The sequence below is a fragment of the Allobosea caraganae genome (genome assembly GCF_003351345.1).
Taxonomy (GTDB): Bacteria; Pseudomonadota; Alphaproteobacteria; order Rhizobiales; family Beijerinckiaceae; genus Allobosea; species Allobosea caraganae.
In genome coordinates, this window is the sequence record NZ_QQTO01000033.1 from 246,035 (window position 1) to 268,780 (window position 22,746).

A 22,746-nucleotide genomic window follows, 5' to 3' on the forward strand; every position below is an offset into this window, starting at 1 on the left:
CCTGGCCGCCGCTCGCGAGAGCGGCGGCCTTTTTATTCGGAGAGACGGAAGGGTTCACCCCACCGCCTTCGCCGCCTCCCGCCCGGCGATCCGGCCCGAGAAGATGCAGCCGCCGAGGAAGGTGCCTTCGAGCGCGCGGTAGCCGTGCAGGCCGCCGCCGCCGAAGCCCGCCGCTTCGCCAGCTGCGTAGAGGCCGGGCAGGGCTTCGCCATTCGCGCCGAGCACCCGCGACGACAGGTCGGTCAGCAGCCCGCCGAGCGACTTCCGCGTCAGGATGTTGAGGCGCACCGCGATCAGCGGGCCATGCGCCGGGTCGAGGATGCGGTGCGGCTTGGCCGTGCGGATCAGCCTGTCGCCGAGATAGGCCCGCGCGCCGCGGATCGCGGTCATTTGCAGGTCCTTGCCGAAGGGATTGTCGATCTCGCGGTCGCGCGCCTCGATCTGCCCGCGCAGATGTGCCTCGTCGAGCAGATCGTCGCCGCTGAGCGCGTTCATCCGCGCGACCAGCCGGGAGAAATCGCTCTCGGCGATAAAATCCTCGCCCTTGTCCATGAAGGCCTGGACCGGGCCGGGAATGCCCTTGGTCGCGCGTTCGATCACCTTGCGCCAGCTCTTGCCGGTCAGGTCGGGGTTCTGCTCCGAACCGGAGAGCGCGAATTCCTTGGCGATGATGCTGCGCGTCAGCACGAACCAGGAATAGTCGAACCCGGTCTTCATGATGTGGTCGAGCGTCGCCAGCGTGTCGAAGCCGGGTAGGCAGGGCACCGGCAGCCGGTTGCCGCGGGCATCGAACCAGAGCGAGGACGGGCCGGGCAGGATGCGGATGCCGTGCCCCGGCCAGAGCGGGCTCCAGTTATGGATGCCCTCGACATAGTGCCACATCCGGTCGCCATTGATCAGCCGCCCGCCTGCGGCCTCCGCGACGCCGAGCATCTCGCCGTCGACATGCGCCGGCACGCCCGAGAGCATGCGCTTGGGCGGCTCGCCCAGCCGCTGCGGCCATTGCCGCCGGACGAGATCGTGATTGCCGCCGATGCCGCCGGAGGTGACGATCACGGCTTGCGCCTTCAGCGCGAAGGAACCGGCGACCTCTCGCGAACTCTCTTCGCCACGCGCCACCTCGCTGGATGCGAGGATTTCGCCCTCGGCCCCGTTGATCGCCCCGCCGCTCGTCGGGAGCCCCGTCACGCGATGCCGGAAGCGCAGCGAGACCAGCCCCTTCGCCTCTGCCTCCTTCACCCGGCGCAGGAAAGGTTCGAGCACGCCAGGCCCCGTGCCCCAGGTCACATGGAAGCGCGGCACCGTGTTGCCGTGCCCGGTCGCGAGCGCGCCGCCGCGCTCGGCCCAGCCCACCACGGGGAACCAGCGCATGCCCTGCTGGTGCAGCCATGAGCGCTTCTCGCCGGCGGCGAAATCGACATAGGCCAGCGCCCAGCGCCGCGGCCATTCGTCCTCAGGCCGGTCGAATCCGGCCGAGCCCTGCCAGTCCTGCCAGGCGAGTTCGCGCGAATCGCGGATGCGCATGCGCCGCTGTTCGGCTGAATCGACCAGCATCAGGCCGCCGAAAGACCAGAAGGCCTGGCCGCCGAGCGACTGCTCGGGCTCCTGGTCGAGCAGGATCACCTTGCGGCCGGCGTCGGCAAGCTCTGCGGTGGCGACGAGCCCGGCCAGGCCGGCTCCGATGACGATGACATCCGCGTCATCAGGCATGGCAGGCGTTCCCCTGTTTTGTTCTGGTTGAGGCACTAAAGCATGATGCCGAAAAGTGGACACCGGTTTTCGGATCACATCATGCGCTCAAAGATGTGCAGTGGACGGCTGTCACAAGTAGGGTGGTTCTTGTTGACGAGGGCGCCGCGCTGCGCGACCCCAATGACATGAACGTCATCGCCCAGCGCCCGTTTCTCGGCGTCGCCCGGTCCGTGCTCGGCCGGCTCTGGCGCGACCGGCTCGATGCCGCCGGGCTCGGCCGGGCCGAGGCGCTGGCGCAGGTCGAGGGCATTCCCGACATCGTCGCGCGCGTGCTGGCCGGCCGTGGCGTCGAGGCGGCGGATGCGCAGCGCTATCTCGAACCGAAGCTGCGCGACCTTCTGCCCGATCCCTCGACGCTGGTCGACATGGACGAAGCCGCCGAGCGCCTGGCGCACGCCGCCGCTAGCGGCGAGCAGGTCGCGATCTTCGGCGACTACGATGTCGACGGCGCCTGCTCGGCCGCCTTGCTCGCCGGTTTTCTCAAGGAGGCCGGCGCCCGCCCGCGCATCCACATTCCCGACCGGCTGATAGAGGGCTATGGCCCCAACAGCGAGGCCATCCGCATGCTGGCGGGCGAGGGCGCGACGCTGCTCGTCACGGTCGATTGCGGCACGACCAGCCATGAGCCGCTGGCCGAAGCGCGCCGCCTCGGGCTCGACATCGTCGTGCTCGACCATCACCAGGCGCCCGAGCACCTGCCCGAGGTCGCGGCGCTGGTGAACCCGAACCGGCAGGACGACCTCTCCGGCCTCGGCCATCTCTGCGCCGCCGGCGTCGTTTTCCTCGCGCTGGTCGCGACCAACCGCGTCCTGCGCCGGCAGGGTTTCTGGACGACGCGGAGCGAGCCCGACCTGCTGGCGACGCTCGATCTCGTCGGCCTCGCCACCGTTGCCGACGTCGTGCCGCTGAAGGGCCTGAACCGCGCCTTCGTCCGTCAGGGCATCGCGATGCTGCGCGGCCGTACGCGCCCCGGCCTGGCGGCGCTGCTCGATGTCTCCGGCCTCGACGGCCCGGTCCAGCCCTGGCATCTCGGCTTCCTGCTCGGCCCGCGGATCAATGCCGGCGGGCGCATCGGCGATGCGGCGCTCGGCGCGCGGCTGCTTTTGACTGATGACGAGGTCGAGGCCCGCAGCATCGCCGCCGAGCTCAACCGGCTCAACCAGGAGCGGCAGGAGATCGAGAAGCGCGCAGTCGAGGAGGCGGTGTCTCAGGCCGATCACGCGCTGATGAGCGAGCCCGAGCTCGCCGTCCTGCTCGCGTCGTCGCCCGATTGGCATCCCGGCATCGTCGGCCTCGTCGCCGCCAGGCTGAAGGAGCGCTTCCGTCGCCCCGCCTTCGCTCTTGCCGTGAACGGGGAGGGCGGAGCGACCGGCTCCGGCCGCTCGGTCGCGGGCGTCGATCTCGGCCGCGCCGTGCGCCAGGCCGTCGAGGCCGGGCTGGCGCTGAAGGGCGGCGGCCACGCCATGGCGGCCGGCATCACGCTGGCGGCCGGGCAGGCGGCCGGTTTCCACGCCTTTTTGTCCGGGCGCCTGGCGCCCGAAGTCGCCGCCGCCCGCGAGGGCGAGGCGTTGCTGATCGATGCGGCGCTCAGTGCCGGCGGCGCCAACCCACGGCTTCTGGCCGAGATCGAGAAGGCCGGCCCCTTCGGCTCCGGCTGTCCCGAGCCGGCCTTCGTCTTCCCCTCGCATCGCCTGGCCGATGTCAGGGAGATCGGTACCGGTGGCCATATCCGCATCAAGCTTCGCAGCGGTGACGGCGCCACGATCGGCGGCATCGCCTTCCGCGCGGCGCAGGAGCCACTCGGCCAGGCGCTGCTGGCCGCGCGCGGCGAGACCGTGCACCTCGCCGCCACCCTCACGCTCAACCGCTGGGGCGGCAACGAGACGGCCGAATTGCGCATCCTCGACCTCGCCCGCGTGGTTTGACGGGCCATCGGCTGTGCATGGCGGAGAGATGGGCAAACTCGGGCTTGCCGAGCCGGGCCTGTCGCACTATAGCTCGCGCCGCTTCCGATGGGTTGCAATGATTTGCAGCCGAAGCCCTGCGGCCTTCGTCTATCGGTTAGGACACCAGCCTTTCACGCTGGGGAGACGGGTTCGACTCCCGTAGGCCGCGCCATCATCTCGGAAGACCCTGCGGATCGCGCGGCTACTTGATGCCCGATGTCAGGAAGGCCTGCATGAACTGGCGCTGGAAGATGATGAAGGCCAGGACCAGCGGGGCGATGGTCATCAAGGTCGCGGCGCTGATCAGCGAGATGTCGACGCCGCTTTCGGGCGCCCCGAACAGCGAGAGCCCGACGGTGAGCGGCCTCGTCTGCGGCGAGTTGGTGACGATCAGCGGCCACAGGAAGTTGTTCCAGTGCGTCGCGACAGAGACCAGCGCGTAGGCAAGGTAGACCGGGCGCGCGGCGGGAATATAAACGCGCCAGAGCACGCCGAGCCATGAGCAGCCTTCGATGCGCGCCGCCTCCTCGAGCTCCTTCGGCACGGATTTGAAGGCCTGCCGCAACAGGAAGATGCCGAAGGCGCTCGCCATATAAGGCAGCCCCATGCCGAGCGTGGTGTCGAACAGGCCGATCCGGGCGATGGTGGCGTAGTTCTCGACGATCAGCACCTCCGGCAGGATGAAGAGCTGCAGCAGGACGAGGATGAGCACCACGCCGCGTCCCGGGAAGTCGAAGCGGGCGAAGGCGAAGCCGGCGAGCGTGCAGAGCACGAGCTGGCCGATCAGCACCGTGGTGACGAGCTTGATCGTGTTGACGATATAGGCGAGCCAGGGCGCCTGCTGCCAGACCGCGCGGATATTGGCGAGCGTCCAGGGCGCGGAGAGGTCGAGCCCCACGGCCGCGTGCACGTCGTGGAAGGCCGCCCAGACCGCATAGGCGAGCGGCGATATCCAGGCGAGCGCCAGGACGAGCGCGCCAAGGGCATCGAGCGTGAACCAGCGCTGCATCGCCGCTCTCATCGGTAATGTGCCCGCCGGTCGATCAGGCCGAACTGGACGATCGCGACGAGGCCGAGCATCAGCAGGACCAGGACGGTCATCGCCGCGGCGCGCGGCGCGTCGAAATAGGAGAAGGCGAGCTCCCAGATCCAGTAGAGGATCAGCTTGGAGGCGTTGTCGGGCCCGCCCTTGGTCAGGATGAAGAGCTGGTCGACGAGCCTGACGGAGTTGATCAGCGCGTTGACGAGCACGAAGAGCGTCGTCGGCATCAGCAGCGGCAGCACGACGCGGCGGGTATAGGTCCAGCGGCCGGCGCCCTCGATCAGCGCCGCCTCCTTGAGGTCCGGCGGGATCGTCTGCAGCGCCGCGAGATAGAAGATCATGAAGAAGCCGGCCTCCTTCCAGATCGCCACGACGATCACCGCCCACAGCGCCGTATCGGGCTGGCCGAGCCAATTGACGGAGCCGAAGCCGAGATGTGCGAAGGGGCCGATGCCGGGCGTGTAGAAGAACAGCCAGAGATTCGCTGCGGCGATCATCGGCAGCATGGTCGGCGTGAAATAGGCGACGCGGACGAAGGCACGGGCGGGGATATTGGCATTGGCCCAGAGCGCCATGCCGAGCGCGATGACGATCGAGGCCGGCACGGTGACGCCGGCATAGACGAGGTTGTTGCCGAGGACGCGCCAGAACACCGGGTCGGCGATCAGGTCGGCATAGTTGTCGAGCCCGACGAAGGCCGCCGGGCGGCGTCTCGTGCCGGCGGAGAACAGGCTCTGCCACAAGGTCGCGATGGTCGGGGCGAAGGCGAAGGTGGTGAGCAGGACGAGCGCTGGCGACAGCAGCATCCAGCCATAGAGGGCCGTGCGCCTGCGCTCCCGCTGTCTCGTCATGTCCGCCACGATCTATCTCCGCGAAACAAGCTGCGGGGGCGGCGCGGCCGCCCCCGAGCTCAGGTTGAGATTACTTCTGGAAGGGCTTCAGCAGCCGGTCGGCGGTGGCCTGGGCCTCGCTCAGCGCCGCCTGCGGGGTCTTGCTGCCGACGACCGCGGCCTGCACGGCGTTGTTCAGCGCGTCGCGGACGCGGCCGGTCTCATAGGTCGAGAACTCGGAGATCGCGACGGTGAGCTGGTCGCGGGCCACGATCGCCTGCGGGAACTCCTTGCCGTACTGCTTCAGCGCCTCGGTCTCGTAGGAGGCCGGGCTGACGCCGACATAGCCGGTGGCGATCGACCACTGCGCGGCGCGTTCCGGAGCGGTCATGTACTTGATCAGCTTCAGCGCCGCCTTGCGCTCGTCGGGCTTGGCCTGCTTGAACAGGTAGAAGTTGCCGCCGCCGGTGGGCGATCCCGGCTGCTTGTTGGCGGGCAGCATGGCGACGCCGAAATCGAACTTGGCTTCCTTCTTCACGGCGGTGAGGTTGCCGGTCGTGTGCCACATCATCGCGGTCTGGCCCGAGGTGAAGGCCTGGCGCAGCGTGCCCCATTCGATCGCGCCTTCCGGGCTGACCTTCTTCTCGGCCGAGAGCGAGCGCCAGAAGGCGAGCGCCTCGACGACGGCCGGATCGGTGAAATAGGTCCTGGTGCCGTCGGCGCTCATCAGCTCCTTGCCATTCTCGATGGCGAAGCACTGGAACATCCAATAGGCGTAGCCGGTGGTCGGGATCATCAGGCCCCAGCGGCCGTCCTTGGTCAGCTTCTTGGCGGCAGACGCCATCTCGTCCCAGGTGCGCGGCGGCTGGTTCGGGTCGAGCCCGGCCTCGCGGAACATGTCCTTGTTGTAGAACATCACGATGGTCGAGCGCTGGAACGGCACGCCCCAGGTCTTGCCGTCGATCTTGCCGTTCGCCATCAGCGCCGGATAGAAGCTGCCGAGCCACTTCTTGTCGTCCTCGGAGGTCGCGACCTCCTCGAAGGGCACGATCAGGTCCTGCTCGATCAGGTCATAGGCGTCGATCGAGAACAGCACCGAGAGCTGCGCCGGCTGGCCGCTCTTGATCGCCGAGATCGCGCGGATGCGGGTGTCGTCGTAGTTGCCGGCATAGACGGCCTCGACGTCGACATCCGGGTTCTCGGTCTTGAAGCCCTTGATCATCCCGTCGACCACGTCGGTGAGCGGGCCGCCCACGGCGATCGGATAATACATGGTGAGCTTGGTCGGCGCGGCGGCGGCGGGCGTCGCGGCGGCAGCCAGGCCGAGAAGGAGGCCGGCGAGAAGAGATTTCATGATCAGAGACCTTTCGCTGCTGAGGGGAGGGCCGGCATGCTTTGCGGCCGGTCGGTGGGTGAAGGGGCGAGGGCTGAAGAGGGACGCGCGATGCGCCGGCCGCTGGCGCGGTCGAACCAGTGCGTCGCCTCGCGCGGCCAATCGAGGGAGAGGCGTTCGCCCGGCACGACGGCAGGGCGGCCGGGCACGCGCGCGATCAGCCGGACCGGACCGGCGACCTCGAGATGGACGAAAGTCTCGGCGCCGAGGAATTCCAGCTCGACGACCTGGGCGGCGAGCCGGCCCTGGCCTTCCGGGTGAAGCGCGAGGTCTTCGCCACGAACGCCGAACACCATGTCCGCGGGCGCCCCGGCGGGGGGGCAGGCTCCGGCGTCGAGCATCTCGGCCGGCAGCATCACCATGGGCGGCGTGCCGACGAAGCTCGCAGCGAAGGCGGTCGCGGGCTCCATATAGATTTCGGCCGGGCTGGCGGCCTGCTCGATCTGGCCGTCGCGCATGAGCACCACGATGTCGGCCATGCTCATGGCCTCGGTCTGGTCGTGCGTCACGTAGATGACGGTCATGCCCAGCCGCTTCTGCAGTGCGCGGATGTCCTGCCGGACGCTGTGGCGCAGTTGCGCGTCGAGGTTCGACAGCGGCTCGTCCATCAAGCAGAGCGGGTGGTCCGCGACGATGGCGCGGGCCAAAGCGACGCGCTGGCGCTGGCCGCCCGAGAGCTTGGCCGGCTTGCGGTCCTCGAGCCCTTCGAGCCCGGTGATGGCCAGCGCCTCGTCGAGCCGGTGTCGGCGCTCGGCCCGCGCGACGCCGCGCACCTTCAGCCCGAAGACGATGTTCTCGGCCACGTCGAGATGCGGGAACAGCGCATAGGATTGGAAGACCATCGAGAGGCCGCGCTCGGAGGGCGAAAGCGCGGTGACGTCGCGCCCGTCGATCTCGACGCGGCCCGCATCCGGTGTCTCAAGCCCGGCGATCAGCCTGAGCGTCGTCGATTTGCCGCAGCCGGAGGGGCCGAGCAGCACCACGAATTGCCCTCGCTCGACCGCAAGCGAGAACTCGCCGACCCCCGAACGCGCCGAAAACCGGCGGCTCAGCCCTTGGATGCTCAGGAAGGAGGAGGCGGACATGACAATGAAACTCGATGACGGAGTGGCGTGCGGCGGAACGTTCGGATGTCGGGTGACCCAGGGATCGTGAAAGGGACGGGCAGCCATCGATGGCGCCGGACGGCATCTCTCCGAGGGCGGCGCAGCGCCGTTTCGGGAAGAGCGTATGCTGGTAGGGCGTGCCGTTGACGTGGCTACGTCAGATCGATGACGTTCATATGAAATTCAAATGAGCGAGTTCTTGGATTTTTTTGATCATTCGCGCATGACTTGAGAACCGCACCGCAATCGTGCTTGCGGCACGCCGCAGATGACGGCGGGTCGTCTCGCGCTTCATTCGATCGCGAAGCGATGCGAGCTCGAAACCGACCATAATCGCCGATTTTCGGTATATTTGCCGGCGTAACAGTGTCTTCACGCGTCGCGCCGCGCCCTGATGCCACGGCGGGGCGATGGCCGAAACTCTCGCCATATGCATGTGGAAGCGACGGGCGCGGGAATTTTTAAGAATGCGTTCACCGTCGCGAAAGCGTCACCGGCGAGCGCTATAGAACTCATATGAACACACAGGGCATTCATTTGAGCATGCGTAATGGCTCGGACGGGCGGCAGACGGCCATCGCCGACATGCTGCGCAGCCGGGGCTTCATCACCGTCGAGGAGTTGGCGGCGCATTTCGCGGTCGCCACGCAGACGATCCGCCGCGACCTCATCGCCCTGTGCGATCAGGGCCTCGCCCGGCGCCGCCATGGCGGCATCGAGAGCGTCGGGCAGGGGAAGAACCTCGCATTCAAGGACCGTTCCGTGCTGAACCGCGAAGCCAAGCAGAATATCGCTGCCGCCGTCGCCAGTCATGTGCACGATGGCGCGTCGCTCTCCTTCGGCATCGGCACCACGCCGCAGATCGTCGCCGAGGCGCTGCTCTCCCATCGCGACCTCAAGGTCGTGACCAACAACCTGCCGCTCGCCCTGATGGTGGCAAGGGGCTCGGATTTCACGCTGGCGATCGCCGGTGGCACCGTGCGCGGCAGCGACCTCGACGTCTGCGGCCCGTCGATCGACGCGTTCTTCGCCTCGTACAAGGTCGACATCGCGATCTTCGGCGTCGCCGGGGTCGACGAGGACGGCTCGCTCCTCGATTTCTCCCAGGACGAGGTGCGCGTGCGCGAGGCGATGCTGCGCAACTGCCGCAAGTCCTACCTCGTGCTCGACTCCTCGAAGTTCACCCGCCCGGCTTACGTCCATGGCGGGCGCATCGACCAGGTCACCGCGGTGTTCTGCGAAACGGACCCGCCGGAAAGAATTCAACGGATGCTGGACCAGTCCGGCGTCCAGTTCATCAAGAGTTCGGGGCCGACGTAGCCCGTCGCCCTTGCCCATGACCCCGCGCCCGCAAGGGCGCGGCCCGATGATCGAACCGCACCGCGTTTTTCACCCTCGCCGCAGCACCGCGGCGAGGACGGTCTTCTGTTGCCTTTTCTGGAGATAAGCCATGGCTGACAAGCCCGTTCTTTACGCCCATCGTGGCACCAATCCCTATGCGGACAACGAGATGGACTCCTACAAGTGGGCGTTCAAATACGGGGCGGACTTCGTCGAGACCGACTTCCGCCTGACCAAGGACGGCGCGCTGGTCAGCTACCATGACGACCTTCCCGGCGGCATCGCGAACTTGACCCTGGCGGAAGTGCGCGCGGCGGTGCCGGGTATCGTCACCCTCGAGGAGCTCATCACGCTGACGAAGGAGATGGAGGTCGAAACCGGCCGGAAGCTCGGGATCCTGATCGAGACCAAGAGCTCCGGCTATGCGACCTACGACGCCCTGCTCACGAAACTCGTCGCGAACGACTTCGCCGATCCCGAGCGGATCGTCTTCCAGACCTTCGCCACGGACCACAAGGTTCTCCGCGACCTGATGGAGACCAAGTATCACGTCGATTTCCCGCTGGTCTGGCTGACGGACGGGATCACTGACGCGACAATCGCCAACGTGACGAACCCGAATGGCTCGATGGGCGAACTGGACGCCCTCGCACCCCAGATGGGCCTGATCACGAAGGAGCAGGTGGCGGCGGCGCATGCGGCCGGCCTCGAGGTGAACGGCTGGACCGTCGCCGGAACGCTTGCCGACGTGCAGAACGCCCTCAACCTCGGGGTTGACGGCATCATCAACGACAATACGCAACTGGCCCGTCCGGCGCTCGAAAAGCTCCTCAACAATGCCGATGTCGCCTATGGCACCGATCAATGGGATGTGACGAATGGCGGCGCCGGCGCCGACGTCGTCTATGCCATGTCGGGCGATGACATCGTCCGTGCCGGTGGCGGCAACGACGTGCTCTATGGCGACGGCGGCAACGACCTGCTCTTCGGCGCCGCCGGCAATGACCAGCTCATCGGCGGCAGCGGCAATGACTTCCTCTCCGGCGGCGAGGGCGCCGACGTGCTCTCCGGCGGCGTCGGCAACGACGTCATCGTCGCGAGCGGCGACGAGGTGGTCTTCCGCGCCGGCGACGGCATCGACCTGGTCTCGCTCGACAGCACCAGCACGATCCGGTTCGACGGGATTGCTCCGGCCGGCATCTCCGTCATCCGCGCCGGCAACAACCTGATCATCCGCTCCGGCAGCGACGCGCTCGTCCTGCTCGATGGTGTCGATGCGGCGCACCAGCCCGCTTCGATCACCACCGCCGACGGGTTGACGCTCACCGGCGCTCAGCTCGCGGCGCTTGCCGTTGAGGGGAGCGATGCCGAAATCGCCGCCCTGCTGCCGGGCCTTCAGGCCGTGCTGGCCAGCGCGCCTGGCTTCGCCGCCCCCTCGACGATCGCGGTCGGGACCGATCTCGTCGCCGCTGGCGATTTCGGCGACGGCGTCCTCGCGCACCAGATCGACGGCGCCGAGACCGGCGCTGCCTACCGCCTGAGCTTCTCGCTGGCCGACCTGCCGACGGGCGATGACGGCGTGCGCGTGCTCTGGGGCGGCCAGGTGATCTATGAGGGCATCCCGGCCAGCACCGGCAGCGACCTCCACTTCATCGTTACCGGCGGGGCCGGCAACGGCTCGAACGAACTCGTCTTCGAAGGCGCGGGGGCGAGCTTCGGCGCCACGCTCGACGACGTCCATCTCGTGAAGCTCGCCGATCCGATGCTGCCGACTCCGGGCAACGTCGCGCCGGAGGCCGAGGAGGCCAATCTCGTCGTCAGCCAGGAGATTCCGCTCAGCGGCAGGGTCGCGGCCACCGACGCCAATGGCGACGCGCTGGCCTACAGCCTCGGCGAGGGCCCGGCCCATGGCGCGCTCGTCTTCAATGCGGATGGCAGCTATCGCTACACTGCGGCGGTCGGCTTCACCGGCGCGGACAGTTTCACCTTCCTGGCGAATGACGGGCATGGCGGCTTCACCGAGACGGCCGTGAACCTGACCGTCGTGCCGGGCATCCCCGTTGGCACCGACCTGATCGTCAACGGCAGCTTCGAGGATGTCAGCGAATCCTCCGGCAGCAACGGCCCCAGCGACTGGGGCTACCGGAACCAGGACGGCCAGATCCTTGGGTGGACGAACACTGCCAACAAGCGGATCGAGCAGCACTGGGACCATTACGGCGGCGTCAACGCCAAGGATGGCCGGATCTGGATCGACATGGACCATTCGCAGACGGGCACGACCCCTGACAAGATCGGCCAGTCGATCGCTCATGTCGAAGCCGGCGCGACCTACCGGGTCTCGTTCTCGCTGTCCGACTCCGACAATGCGAAAATGGATGACGGCGTGCGCGTGCTGTGGAATGGCGAGGTCATCTTCGATGGCATCCCGCCGCAGACCAGCGCCAGCTGGACGACCTACAACTTCGACGTGATCGGCGGCTCCGGCAACGGCACGAACAGGCTGGAGTTCATCGACACCGGGGTCACCGACTCCTGGGGTGCCGGTGCGGCGCTGGACGACATCCACTTCGTCAAGATCGCCGAGGTCGTGACCAACGCTGCGCCTGTCGCGGCGGATGATGCTGGCTTCTCCACGGATGCCGGTGCCGTCCTGAGCATCGCGGTGGCCGACCTTCTCGCCAACGATACCGATGCGGACGGCGATGCGCTCGCCATCCAGTCGGTCACGGCAGGCGTCGGCGGCTCGGTCACCCTGGACGCTCACGGCAACGTCGTCTTCACGCCGGCCGCGGGCTTCTCGGGCGACGCGTCGTTCAGCTACACCGTCTCCGACGGCAAGGGCGGCACGGATACGGCGACCCTGAGCCTGACCGTCAACGCGCTGCCGCCGGTGGGCGTGCCGGTCGGCACCGACCTCATCGTCAACGGCAGCTTCGAGGATCTCAGCCAATCCGCCGACTACAATGGCGGCGCCGACTGGGGCTATCGCAACAACGACAAGGCCATTGCCGGCTGGACGAACGTCAACCGCATCGAGCAGCACCTGGACAATTACGGCGGCGTCCACGCCAAGGATGGCCGGTTCTGGATCGACCTCGATAGCTCAAATCTGGCGGCCAGGAACAAGTTCGGCCAGACGATCGACCATGTCGAAACCGGCGCATCCTATAAGGTGAGCTTCTCGCTCTCCGACTCCGACAACGTCAGAAACGATGACGGCGTGCGGGTGCTGTGGAACGGCGAGGTCATCTTCGAGGGCCTGCCGCCGCAGACCAGCGCCAGCTGGACGACCTACAGCTTCGACGTGGTCGGCGGTTCCGGCAACGGCTCGAACAGGCTGGAGTTCATCGACACCGGGGTCGCCGACTCCTGGGGCGCCGGCGTGGCGCTCGACGACGTGCATTTCGTCAAGACCGCCGATGTGCCGGCCGGCACGCCGGGCGACGACATCATCACGGGCACGTCGCGTGACGACGTGATCCTGGCGGGTCTCGGCGACGACGAGGTCCACGGCGCCGCCGGCAACGACACCATCGACGGCGGCGAGGGCGATGACCTTCTCGACGGCGGCGAGGGCGACGATGTCCTCAAGGGCGGTGCCGGCGACGACGAGCTGATCGGGAGTGCCGGCAACGACGTCCTCATCGGCGGGGCGGGCGACGACCTGTTCGACGGCGGCGATGGCATCGACACGGCCGACTACTCCGGCGACGCCGCGGGCATCGTGCTCGACCTCGCTGCCGGCGAGGCCAATGGCGACGGCATCGGCGCCGACGAACTCAGCGGCATCGAGAACGTCATCGGCGGTTCGGGTGACGACATCCTGATCGGCGACGACGCTGCAAACCGCCTCATCGGCGGGCTCGGCAACGACCATCTCGATGGCGGAGCCGGCAACGACGTCCTCAACGGCGGCGCGGGGGACGACCTCATCGACGGCGGAGCCGGCGACGACACGCTCGATCTCTCGGCGGCGACGGGGCCGGTCTCGGTCGACTTCGGCGCGGGCCGCGTCTCGGGCGAGGGCATCGGCAGCGACAGCTTCAGCAACATCGAGAAGCTGCTCTTCGGCGCGGGCAATGACGTGGTGACTGGCGGCAATGGCAATGACGGCTTCGACGGCGGCGCCGGCAACGATACGCTGAAGGGCGGCGCAGGCGACGACACGATCGCCGGCGCTGCGGGGGACGACACGGTCGACGGCGGCTCGGGTGGCGATCAGGTCTCGGGCGGCCAGGGCAACGATGCGCTCAACGGCGGCTCGGGCACCGACAGGCTCGATGGCGGCGACGGCAACGACGTGATCGACGCCGGCTCGGATGCCGACATCGTCCTCGGCGGCGCCGGCAACGACCAGATCAAGGGCGGCTCGGGTGACGACGTCATCACCGGCGGCGCTGGCGATGACGTGCTCTCGGGCGGCTCGGGCCATGACAGCTTCGTCTTCACCGCCGGCTTCGGCCGTGACGTGATCAGTGACTTCACGCTGACCGGCTCGGGTTCGGACACCATCCAGTTCGCTGCTGGGTTGTTCGCCGATTTTGCTGCGGTCACGGCGGCGGCGGATCAGGTCGGCCACGACGTGGTCATCACGCTGGACCAGGACCACACGCTGACGCTCAGCAACATCGCGCTCGCCGCGCTCACCGCTGACGACTTCCGCTTCGCAGCCTGAGACGGGCACGGCGGGCGGCAAAGAGAAAGGGCGCCCCACAAGGGCGCCCTTTCCATTCCGAAGAGGGCTTGCGGCAGCCTTGACATGCGAGGTGGCAATCCAGCGTCTTGCCGCCTATTCGCAATCTGCGGTGCCGGACGGTGCGGCCACTCGCGACCTCCCAGGTCGGGATGAGCATGTTCGCTGCGCCGCTCCCGGGAAAAAGCAGACCGTGCGCAATGTCCGCGCGCTTGGCAGCCGGTCACCCTGTGATAGCCTGACTTTAGAGCGGAAACAAAAATCCGCCGTCGGCTTCGCCGTTCTATCCTTCGGCGCTGCCGCATCAAAGGGAGGGTGAACGTATGCGAAAGGCGCTTCTGGCCGCTGTCGCGGCCTGTTCTCTCGTGGCGGCTGCCAGTGCCGCTCAGGCTCAGGAAAAACTCAAGATCGGGGTGATGGCGACGCTTTCGGGCGCGCTGACATCCGGAGGCGAAGACGGCGTGCGCGGCGTGCAGATCGCCGCCAAGCAGGCCGGCAACAAGATCGCGGGCCGCGACATCGAGCTCATCATCGTCGCGACCGACGCCAGTCCGGACTCGGCGCTGCGCGCCGCGCGCAAGCTCGTCGAGCAGGACAAGGTTCAGCTGATCCTTGGCCCGCTGTCGGGGTCCGAGGGCATCGCCATGCGCGACTACAGCAAGACGGTGCCGAACCTCGTCATGATCAACGGTTCGTCCGGCGCGCTCGAGACCACCTATGTCAACCCGTCGCCGAATTTCTTCCGCTTCAACAGCGACGGCGCGCAATGGATGGCCGGCCTCGGCGAATACGTCTTCAAGGACAAGGGCTACAAGAAGATCGCCGTGATCGGTGAAGATTATTCCTTCCCCTATACGCAGGTCTTCGGCTTCGCGCTCGGCTATTGCAAGGCCGGCGGCCAGATCGCCCAGCGCCAGTGGGTGCCGCTCGGCACCAAGGATTTCGGCTCCGTCATTGCCAACATCCCCGACGATGTCGACGCGGTCTTCCTCGGCCTCGGCGGCGGCGATGCGGTCAACTTCCTCAACCAATACGGCCAGACCGGCGGCAAGGCGAAGTTCATCGGCGGCTCGATCATGGCCGACCAGACGGTGCTGTCGTCGCGCGGCGCCGCCAAGCGCCTGCTCGTCGGCACGCCCACCTCCAGCGGTGTCGCCGACGAATGGGACGATCCGAAGTGGAAGGCCTGGGTGAAGGCCTATCAGGACGCGTTCCCGGCCGATAAGCGCTTCGCCAGCCCGTCGCTCTTCGCGACGAACTACTACAACGCCTTCAATGCGCTGGCGATCGCGATGGGCAAGGTCAACGGCGATCTCTCGGATGGCGGCGCCAAGCTGCGTGCCGAACTCGCCAAGACGGAGCTCGACGCGCCCAACGGCAAGGTCAAGCTCGACGCCAATCGCCACGCGATCGCGACGACCTTCATCACCGAGGTCGCCGAGCTGCCGAACGGCGACCTGACGAACAGGTTCGTCAAGACGGTGCCGGACGTGCCTCAGACGCTGGGCCTTTCGGCGGATGCCTTCAAGGCTGTTGGCTTGCCCTCCCGGACCAACCCCGAGTGCAAGCAATAAGCCGCTGAGGCTTAAGCGGAGGGGGGCAACGCGAGATGCGCGCCCCCTCCGCCCCTGCCACGCCCCGGTTTCCGACGCCGTCCGGCACCAGTTCGCCGGTCGCCTCGGGGAAGGCTTGCCCGCTGGGACGAGCCTGACTGCCGGGCATCGTTACGCGAGGAACCATGAGTCGCGCAGTCGCGGTTTGCCACGGGCCCTTCGGCCGGGTGTCGATCTACGATCTCGACCGGCCGCTGGTGCTGCACGCCCACCGGGAAGCGCACCTGATCTTCTTCCTGGAGGGCTCGCGTGGGCTGGTCACCGTCAATGGCCGGCAGATCCTCGTCGATCCCTTCATGGGCGTGGCGATCAATCCGTGGGAGCCGCACAACTTCCAGCCGGCGGTCAGCGGTTCATACGGCCTGTTCCTGGTCGTCTACCTCAAGCCGGAATGGCTGGCGGAGCAGACGATGACGCCGCCGGGCGCCATCGCCTTTCCGTCATCCGAACTCGTCGTCACCTGCGAACTCGCCGCCTGGCGTGACAAGGCCGTTGAGATGCTGCTGTCCCAACACCGCGAACTCACCCTGGCGCCCGTGCTGATGGCGCTGGCGCAGGCCTCGAGCGAGCCGATCGGCTCCGATCTCGCCTCCTCGCTGCTGCATCTCGCGCCGGAGGGAGCGGTCGACCGGCGCGTGCAGCGCGCCTGCCGCCTGCTCGAGGCGCGCCCGTCTTCCGAGGGGGCGCTGGTCCGCGTCGCCCGCGAATCCGGGCTCTCGCGGGCGCATTTCTTCAAGCTGTTCCGGCAGCAGATCGGCGTCACGCCGACCGTCTTCTCCAACACGGTGCGCCTCGACGCCGCGCTCGACCGGATCGTCCAGTCGGGCGATCCCGTCACCGTGATCGGCGACAGGCTCGGCTTCTCCTGCCAGAGCGTCTTCACCCGGTTCTTCACGGCCCATATGGGCATGGCGCCCAGCGATTACCGTCGCGCGCTGCGCATGGTCGGCGGCGCACCGCCGCAGCAGGCGCGTCATGGCTGAGTTCCTCGCCCGCCGCCCGATCTGGTCACTCATCATCCTGGTCGTTGCCGCGCTCGTGCTCTGGCTCGTCTTCTCCGTCTGGACGCCGGGCATGGAGGAGATGTTCGGGCGCAAGCGGGTCTTCCTCAGCGCGCTCTTCAACGGCATCACGCTCGGCGCGCTCTATTTCCTCGTCGCCAGCGGCTTCACGCTGATCTTCGGCCTGATGCGCAACGTCAACCTGGCGCATGGCTCGCTCTACCTGTTCGGCGGCTATGTCGGCTACAGCATCGGCAACCTGACCGGGTCCTGGCTCATCGCGCTGATCGCCGCGTTCCTGATCGTCGGCCTGGCCGGGCTGCTGATGCAGGTTCTCCTCTTCCGCTGGATGGAAGGGCAGGACCTACGGCAGACGCTGGTGACGATCGGCCTCTCGATCATCGTCGCCGACCTGCTGCTCTGGGGTTATGGCGGCGACACGTTTCAGGTCACGGCGCCGGACTGGCTCGCCGGCCCCGTGCAATTGCCCTTCGTCGTCGCGCTGCGCAGCAATGGCGAGGCGGTGATGATGACCTACCCGCTGGTGCGCATCGCGATCCTGATCGGCGCGATCATCCTCGGCGTCCTGATGTGGCTCGCCCTCAACCGCACGCGCGTCGGCATGCTGGTGCGTGCCGGCGTCGACGACCGCGACATGCTCTCGGCCACCGGCGTGCGGGTCCAGCTCGTCTTCATGATGGTCTTCGCCTTCGGCGCGGGCTTGGCCGGGCTTGCCGGCGTCGTTGGCGGCACTTTCCAGTCGCTCCAGCCCGGCGAGGACACCAAGATCCTGCTCTCCTCGCTCGTCGTCGTCATCGTCGGCGGCATGGGCTCGATCCCCGGGGCGGCGATGGGCGCGCTCATCGTCGGCCTCGCCGAGCAGTTCGGCTCGGTCTACATGCCGACCTATGCCGTGATGCTGACCTTCGTCATCATGGTCGTGGTGCTGGCGATCCGGCCGCAGGGCCTGGCGGCGGTGAGGCGCTGACGTGGCGATCGCCGGGACACGCCCTGTCCCCCATCGCGCCGCAACCGGCGACGGCTTCAGCGACTGGCTGATGCGGCAGGGCATGTCGTTCTGGATCGTCGCCGGGCTGCTCCTCGTCATGCCGCTGGTCGTGAGCCCGTTCTGGCTCATCCAGATCCTGGCCTACGCGATGATCCTCGGGATGATCGGGCTCAGCCTGATGTTCCTCGCCGGCTATGGCGGCATCGTCAGCCTGATCCAGATGACGGTCGCCGGCTTCGCCGGCTATCTCGTCGCGATCCTCGGCGACAGCGCCATCGTCCAGATCAGTCTGAAATGGCCGTGGTGGATGGCGGTGCCGGTCGCCATCTTCATCGCGACACTGTTCGGCACGGTGGGCGGGGCGCTCTCGGTCAGGACCGAGGGCATCTACACGATCATGATCACGCTCGCGATCGGATCGGCCTTCTACTACCTGACGCTGCAGAACTATACGATCTTCAACGGCTTCAGCGGCTTCAACGGCATCGTCCCGCCGGTCTTCCTCGGGGTCGACTGGGGCAGCAACCTGCCGTTCTATTTCCTGACGCTCGGCTGCGCCGCGCTCGCCTATGCCGTCGTCGTCTATGTCGCGCGCGCGCCCTTCGGCCTGGCGCTGCAGGGCACGCGCGACAATCCGCGGCGCATGGCGGCGCTCGGCTTCGATGTCATGGCCCATCGCATCGCCGCCTATGCCTTCGCGGCGGTGATCGCCGCCTGCGCCGGCATCCTGCTCGTCTGGTATCAGCGGCAGATCTCGCCGGGCACGGCCGGCGTCGGGCCGGTCGTCGACATTCTCATCATCGCCGTGGTCGGCGGCCTGAGCCGGCCGATCGGCCCCTTCATCGGGGCGCTGGTCTATGTCCTGCTGCGCACCTTCTCGCTCGATCTGCTCGAGGCGGTCGGCCTCGACGGCAAGCGCTACCAGTTGCTCATCGGGCTCGGCTTCCTCGTCATCGTGCTGTTCTCGCCGGATGGGCTCGTCGGCATCTGGCAGCGGCTGCGCGACCGCTACCTCCGGAGCCGCGATACGCGCGCCTCCGATATGCGGATCGGCGGCGGCGGGCCAGGGGGCGGGTCATGAGCGCGGTCCCGCTGATGCATGAGCGGCTAAGCACGGCGGGCTCGGCGAACGCGCTCGAGCTGCGCGGCGTCTCGCGGCTCTTCGGCGCGCTCGCGGCGCTCTCCGACATCACGCTATCGGTGCAGCCCGGCGAGCGGCGGGCCGTGCTGGGTTCGAACGGGGCCGGCAAGACGACGCTGTTCAACTGCATCACCGGCGATTTCGCGCCGAGTTCCGGCGTCATCCGCTTCTTCGGCGAGGACGTCACCGCCTTCCCGCCGCAGGAGCGCATCCGGCGCGGTCTGAGGCGCACCTACCAGATCTCGTCGCTCTTCGCCGGCCTGTCGGTTCTCGACAATGTCTATCTCGCCTGCCGCGGCGTCTCGCGGAACCGCTTCTCGCTGCTGCGCCCGCGCCGCGACGACACGCTCGTCCACGCCGCTGAGAACCTTGTCGAAGCCGTGCACCTGACGCCGGTGAAGGACCGTCTCGTCGGCGAGCTCGCCTATGGCCAGCAGCGCCAGCTCGAGATCGCGCTCGCGCTCTCGGGCGCGCCGCGCTTCGTCCTGTTCGACGAGCCGGCGGCGGGTCTCTCGCCGACCGAGCGGCGCGACCTCGTCGCCATCCTGACCTCGTTGCCGGCCCATATCGGCTACATCATCATCGAGCACGACATGGACGTGGCGCTGCGCGTCGTCGAGAGCGTGACGATGATGCACAACGGCCGCATCTTCAAGGAAGGCCGGCCGGACGAGATCGAGTCCGATCCCGAGGTCCAGGAGCTTTACCTCGGGGGCGGCCATGGCTGAACGCCTCAAGGCTCCGCCCCCCGCGGGCGTGCCCGTCCTGCAGATCGCCGGGCTCAACGTCTTCTATGGTCGCTCGCATGCGCTGCAGGGCGTCGACCTGACGCTCCACCATGGCGTCCTGTCCGTCGTCGGCCGCAACGGCATGGGCAAGACCACCATGTGCAAGGCGATCATGGGGCTGGTGCCGATCAGCGGCGGCTCCATCCGCTTCTTCGGCGAGGAGGTCGCCGGTCGCTCGCCCGCCGAGGTGGCGCGCCTCGGCATCGGCTACGTCCCGCAGGGCCGCCGGCTCTGGCGCTCGCTGACGGTCGACGAGCATCTCCGGCTGATGCAGCGCGGCAAGCGCGGCGCCTGGACGCCGGAGCGCATCTACGAGGCGTTCCCACGACTCGCCGAACGGCGCAACAATGGCGGCGCGCAGCTCTCGGGCGGCGAGCAGCAGATGCTCGCGATCAGCCGGGCGCTGCTGATGAACCCGCGCCTGCTCATCATGGACGAGCCGACCGAGGGCCTCGCCCCGGTCATCGTCGCCCATGTCGAGGAGATGCTGGTCCGGCTCGCCGAGCAGGGCGACGTCGCCATCCTGATGATCGAGCAGAACATCGGCGTCGCCACGCAGATGTCCGATCCCGTCGCGATCATGGTCAACGGCCGGGTCAACCGCATCATCGCCTCGGCGACGCTCGCAGGCGACCGCGAATTGCAGCAGCGCCTGCTCGGCGTCGGCCGTCACGGCCATGACGAGACCGACGGCGCGCCGCAGCCCGCCGCGGCTGGCACGCAGCCGGCTGGTGCGGCGCCCGTCGCACCTGCTGGGCCGACCCGCGTCTACAATGCCAACCCAGTGATCCCGACGCGCTGGTCCCAGCCCGTGCCGGCGGCCCGCATCGAGGCGCAGGCCCGCACCATCTCGCGGCCGACGCTCGCGACGCTCGACGGCCGCCGCCTCGCAGATGTCCGTCCGCTCGCGGCCACTGCGGCCGGCGAGCCCTACGTGGTCGTCGCCGGCACGCTCGACACCAAGGGCGAGGAGCTGCGCTTCATTCGCGACCTGATCCGCTCGGAAGGCCTGAGGACCCGGCTCGTCGACCTCTCGACCTCGGGGCGCAGCACTGGGGGCGACGTGACGCCCCAGGAGATCGCGCTTGCCCATCCCAGAGGCTCGGCCGGAATCTCATCCGGCGATCGTGGCACTGCGGTGGCGGCGATGACCGAGGCGTTCAAGGCCTGGCTGCCCCGGCAGGAGGGCGTCATCGGCGTGATCTCCGCCGGCGGCTCGGGCGCAACCGCGATGGCGACCCCGGCCATGCAGCTCCTGCCCATCGGCCTGCCAAAGCTGATGATCTCGACCATGGCCGCAGGCGACGTGCGCCACTATGTCGGCCCGACTGACATGACGATGATGTACTCGGTCAGCGACGTGCAGGGCCTGAACCGGCTCTCGCGCGTCGTGCTCGGCAATGGCGCGCGCGCCATCGCGGCAATGGCGAAGGCGCGGCTGGCCGAACTCAGGCGCGAGGCGCCGCTGCGGCGGGCGGAGGCGGAGAAGCCGCTCGTCGGTATGACCATGTTCGGCGTCACCACCCCTTGCGTCCAGCAGGTCGGCAAGCTGCTTGGGGCCGAGTGGGAGCCGCTCGTCTTCCACGCCACCGGCACCGGTGGCCGGGGGATGGAGAAGCTCGTCGATTCCGGCCTCATTGGCGCAGTGATCGACGTCTCGACCACCGAAATCTGCGACATGATGATGGGCGGCATCCTGCCGGCGACGGAGGATCGCCTCAGTGCGATCATCCGCACGCGCATCCCCTATGTCGGCTCGGTCGGCGCGCTCGACATGGTGAACTTCGCCGCGCCCGAGACGGTGCCGGAGCGCTATCGCGGCCGGACGCTCTATCCGCACAACCCGCAGATCACGCTGATGCGCACGAATCCGGAGGAGAACGCGCGCATGGGCCGCTGGATCGGCGAGCGGCTGAACCTGATGGAGGGGCCGGTCCGCTTCCTGATCCCCGAGCTCGGCGTCTCGGCGCTGGATGCGCCCGGCAAGCCCTTCCACGATCCGGCCGCCGATGCGGCGCTGTTCCAGGCGCTGGAGCAGACCGTCCGCGTCAGCGCCAGCCGCCAGCTCATCCGCCTGCCGCTCCACATCAACGACCCGGCCTTCGCCGCCGCCCTCGTGCAGCAGTTCCGCACGCTGCACGCCGGCCGGCGCCGCGAGCGGCTCGGTGGGGGCAGGCCATGACGGTTTTCGATAAGGCCGCCCTGCTGAAGCGCTTCCGGGCCATGGTTGCGGCCGGCGAACCCATCATCGGCGGCGGCGCCGGGACCGGGCTTTCGGCCAAATCCGAGGAGGCCGGCGGCATCGACCTCATCGTCATCTACAATTCCGGCCGCTATCGCATGGCAGGCAGAGGCTCGCTGTCGGGGCTGATGCCCTATGGTGACGCCAACGCCATCGTCATGGAGATGGCGGCCGAGGTGCTGCCGGTGGTGAAGAAGACGCCGGTCATCGCGGGCGTCTGCGGCACCGACCCATTCCGCCGCATGGACGTCTTCCTCGACGAGGTCAGGCGGATCGGCTTCGCCGGCGTCCAGAATTTCCCGACGGTCGGGCTGATCGACGGCGTCTTCCGCAGGAATCTCGAAGAGACCGGCATGGGCTATGGGCTCGAGGTCGAGATGATCGCGCTTGCCAACCGGAAGGGTCTGCTGACCACGCCCTACGTCTTCTGCGAGGAGGATGCGCGGGCGATGGCGAAGGCGGGCGCGGACATCATCGTCTGCCATCTCGGCCTGACGACGGGTGGCTCGATCGGCGCCGAGACGGCGCTGAAGCTGGCGGAATGCCCGGCGCTCGTCGACCGCTGGGCGGCCGCGGCGCTCAAGGTCAGGAAAGACGTGATCGTGCTCGTCCATGGCGGTCCGGCCGCCGAGCCGGCCGATGCCGAGTTCATCATGAAGAACACGCGGCACTGCCACGGCTTCTATGGCGCGTCCTCGATGGAGCGCCTGCCGGTCGAGGTCGCAATCAGCGACCGGACCCGCGCCTTCAAGCAGATCAGCCGCATGCAAGCGACCAAGAGACCGGCACGCAAAGCCGGCAGGAGCAGGAAATCATGACAGTCCGTCCGCCCCACAGCCCTCATCC

Annotated in this window: 15 protein-coding genes and 1 tRNA gene; 11 read left to right on the forward strand and 5 right to left on the reverse strand. The window is 68.0% G+C overall.

What is annotated here, in order from left to right; translation table 11 throughout:
• Nucleotides 1–54: 54 nt before the first annotated feature.
• A complete protein-coding gene (locus tag DWF00_RS22105) occupies nt 55–1,710 on the reverse strand; it encodes an FAD-binding dehydrogenase (protein WP_114829656.1) in 1,656 nt (551 codons plus the stop codon).
• A 167-nt stretch (nt 1,711–1,877) separates the two neighbouring features.
• Between DWF00_RS22105 and recJ the strand changes: the two genes are divergently transcribed.
• Both recJ and DWF00_RS22115 read left to right on the forward strand, forming a co-directional pair.
• Entirely contained in the window at nt 1,878–3,677 is a 1,800-nt protein-coding gene (gene recJ, locus DWF00_RS22110) for a single-stranded-DNA-specific exonuclease RecJ (protein ID WP_114829655.1), read from the forward strand.
• Between the two features lie 118 nt (nt 3,678–3,795).
• Nucleotides 3,796–3,870, forward strand: a tRNA-Glu gene (locus tag DWF00_RS22115).
• 30 nt (nt 3,871–3,900) lie between these two features.
• Here DWF00_RS22115 and DWF00_RS22120 read toward each other — a convergent pair.
• The 4 genes from DWF00_RS22120 to DWF00_RS22135 form a co-directional block, all read right to left on the reverse strand.
• Nucleotides 3,901–4,707 carry a carbohydrate ABC transporter permease gene (locus tag DWF00_RS22120; protein WP_210207891.1) on the reverse strand — a complete coding sequence of 269 codons (807 nt, stop codon included), beginning with the start codon at nt 4,705–4,707 and terminating at the stop codon, nt 3,901–3,903.
• 8 nt (nt 4,708–4,715) lie between these two features.
• Nucleotides 4,716–5,591: a carbohydrate ABC transporter permease gene (locus tag DWF00_RS22125; protein WP_114829653.1), complete on the reverse strand. Its 876-nt coding sequence runs from the start codon at nt 5,589–5,591 to the stop codon at nt 4,716–4,718.
• A gap of 70 nt (nt 5,592–5,661) precedes the next feature.
• Nucleotides 5,662–6,924, reverse strand: a complete 1,263-nt coding sequence (locus tag DWF00_RS22130; RefSeq protein ID WP_114829652.1) for an ABC transporter substrate-binding protein — start codon at nt 6,922–6,924, stop codon at nt 5,662–5,664.
• A 2-nt stretch (nt 6,925–6,926) separates the two neighbouring features.
• Nucleotides 6,927–8,048 (reverse strand): ABC transporter ATP-binding protein, encoded by a 1,122-nt coding sequence (locus DWF00_RS22135; RefSeq protein ID WP_114829651.1) that lies wholly within the window; start codon nt 8,046–8,048, stop codon nt 6,927–6,929.
• Between the two features lie 564 nt (nt 8,049–8,612).
• Here DWF00_RS22135 and DWF00_RS22140 point away from each other — a divergent pair.
• The 9 genes from DWF00_RS22140 (at nt 8,613) to DWF00_RS22180 (ending at nt 22,718) form a co-directional block, all read left to right on the forward strand.
• Nucleotides 8,613–9,389 (forward strand): DeoR/GlpR family DNA-binding transcription regulator, encoded by a 777-nt coding sequence (locus DWF00_RS22140; RefSeq protein WP_114829650.1) that lies wholly within the window; start codon nt 8,613–8,615, stop codon nt 9,387–9,389.
• Between the two features lie 130 nt (nt 9,390–9,519).
• On the forward strand, nt 9,520–14,088 hold the full coding sequence (locus tag DWF00_RS22145) for an Ig-like domain-containing protein (protein ID WP_114829649.1): 4,569 nt from the start codon (nt 9,520–9,522) through the stop codon (nt 14,086–14,088).
• 341 nt (nt 14,089–14,429) lie between these two features.
• Complete coding sequence (locus tag DWF00_RS22150; protein ID WP_114829648.1) at nt 14,430–15,680, forward strand: ABC transporter substrate-binding protein; 1,251 nt, start codon at nt 14,430–14,432, stop codon at nt 15,678–15,680.
• 164 nt (nt 15,681–15,844) lie between these two features.
• Complete coding sequence (locus DWF00_RS22155) at nt 15,845–16,702, forward strand: helix-turn-helix transcriptional regulator (RefSeq protein WP_114829647.1); 858 nt, start codon at nt 15,845–15,847, stop codon at nt 16,700–16,702.
• A complete protein-coding gene (locus DWF00_RS22160) occupies nt 16,695–17,708 on the forward strand; it encodes a branched-chain amino acid ABC transporter permease (RefSeq protein WP_114829646.1) in 1,014 nt (337 codons plus the stop codon). The genes DWF00_RS22155 and DWF00_RS22160 overlap by 8 nt, the downstream gene beginning before the upstream one ends.
• Before the next feature lie 70 nt (nt 17,709–17,778).
• Nucleotides 17,779–18,810, forward strand: coding sequence for a branched-chain amino acid ABC transporter permease (locus tag DWF00_RS22165; protein ID WP_114829867.1), 1,032 nt, complete (start codon nt 17,779–17,781; stop codon nt 18,808–18,810).
• The gene (locus DWF00_RS22170) at nt 18,807–19,598 is read left to right on the forward strand and encodes an ABC transporter ATP-binding protein (protein WP_425453172.1); all 792 of its coding nucleotides are present in this window, start codon (nt 18,807–18,809) and stop codon (nt 19,596–19,598) included. The genes DWF00_RS22165 and DWF00_RS22170 overlap by 4 nt, the downstream gene beginning before the upstream one ends.
• Nucleotides 19,591–21,840, forward strand: a complete 2,250-nt coding sequence (locus DWF00_RS22175; protein WP_114829645.1) for an ABC transporter permease — start codon at nt 19,591–19,593, stop codon at nt 21,838–21,840. The genes DWF00_RS22170 and DWF00_RS22175 overlap by 8 nt, the downstream gene beginning before the upstream one ends.
• On the forward strand, nt 21,837–22,718 hold the full coding sequence (locus DWF00_RS22180; protein WP_114829644.1) for a phosphoenolpyruvate hydrolase family protein: 882 nt from the start codon (nt 21,837–21,839) through the stop codon (nt 22,716–22,718). The genes DWF00_RS22175 and DWF00_RS22180 overlap by 4 nt, the downstream gene beginning before the upstream one ends.
• Nucleotides 22,719–22,746 lie beyond the last annotated feature (28 nt).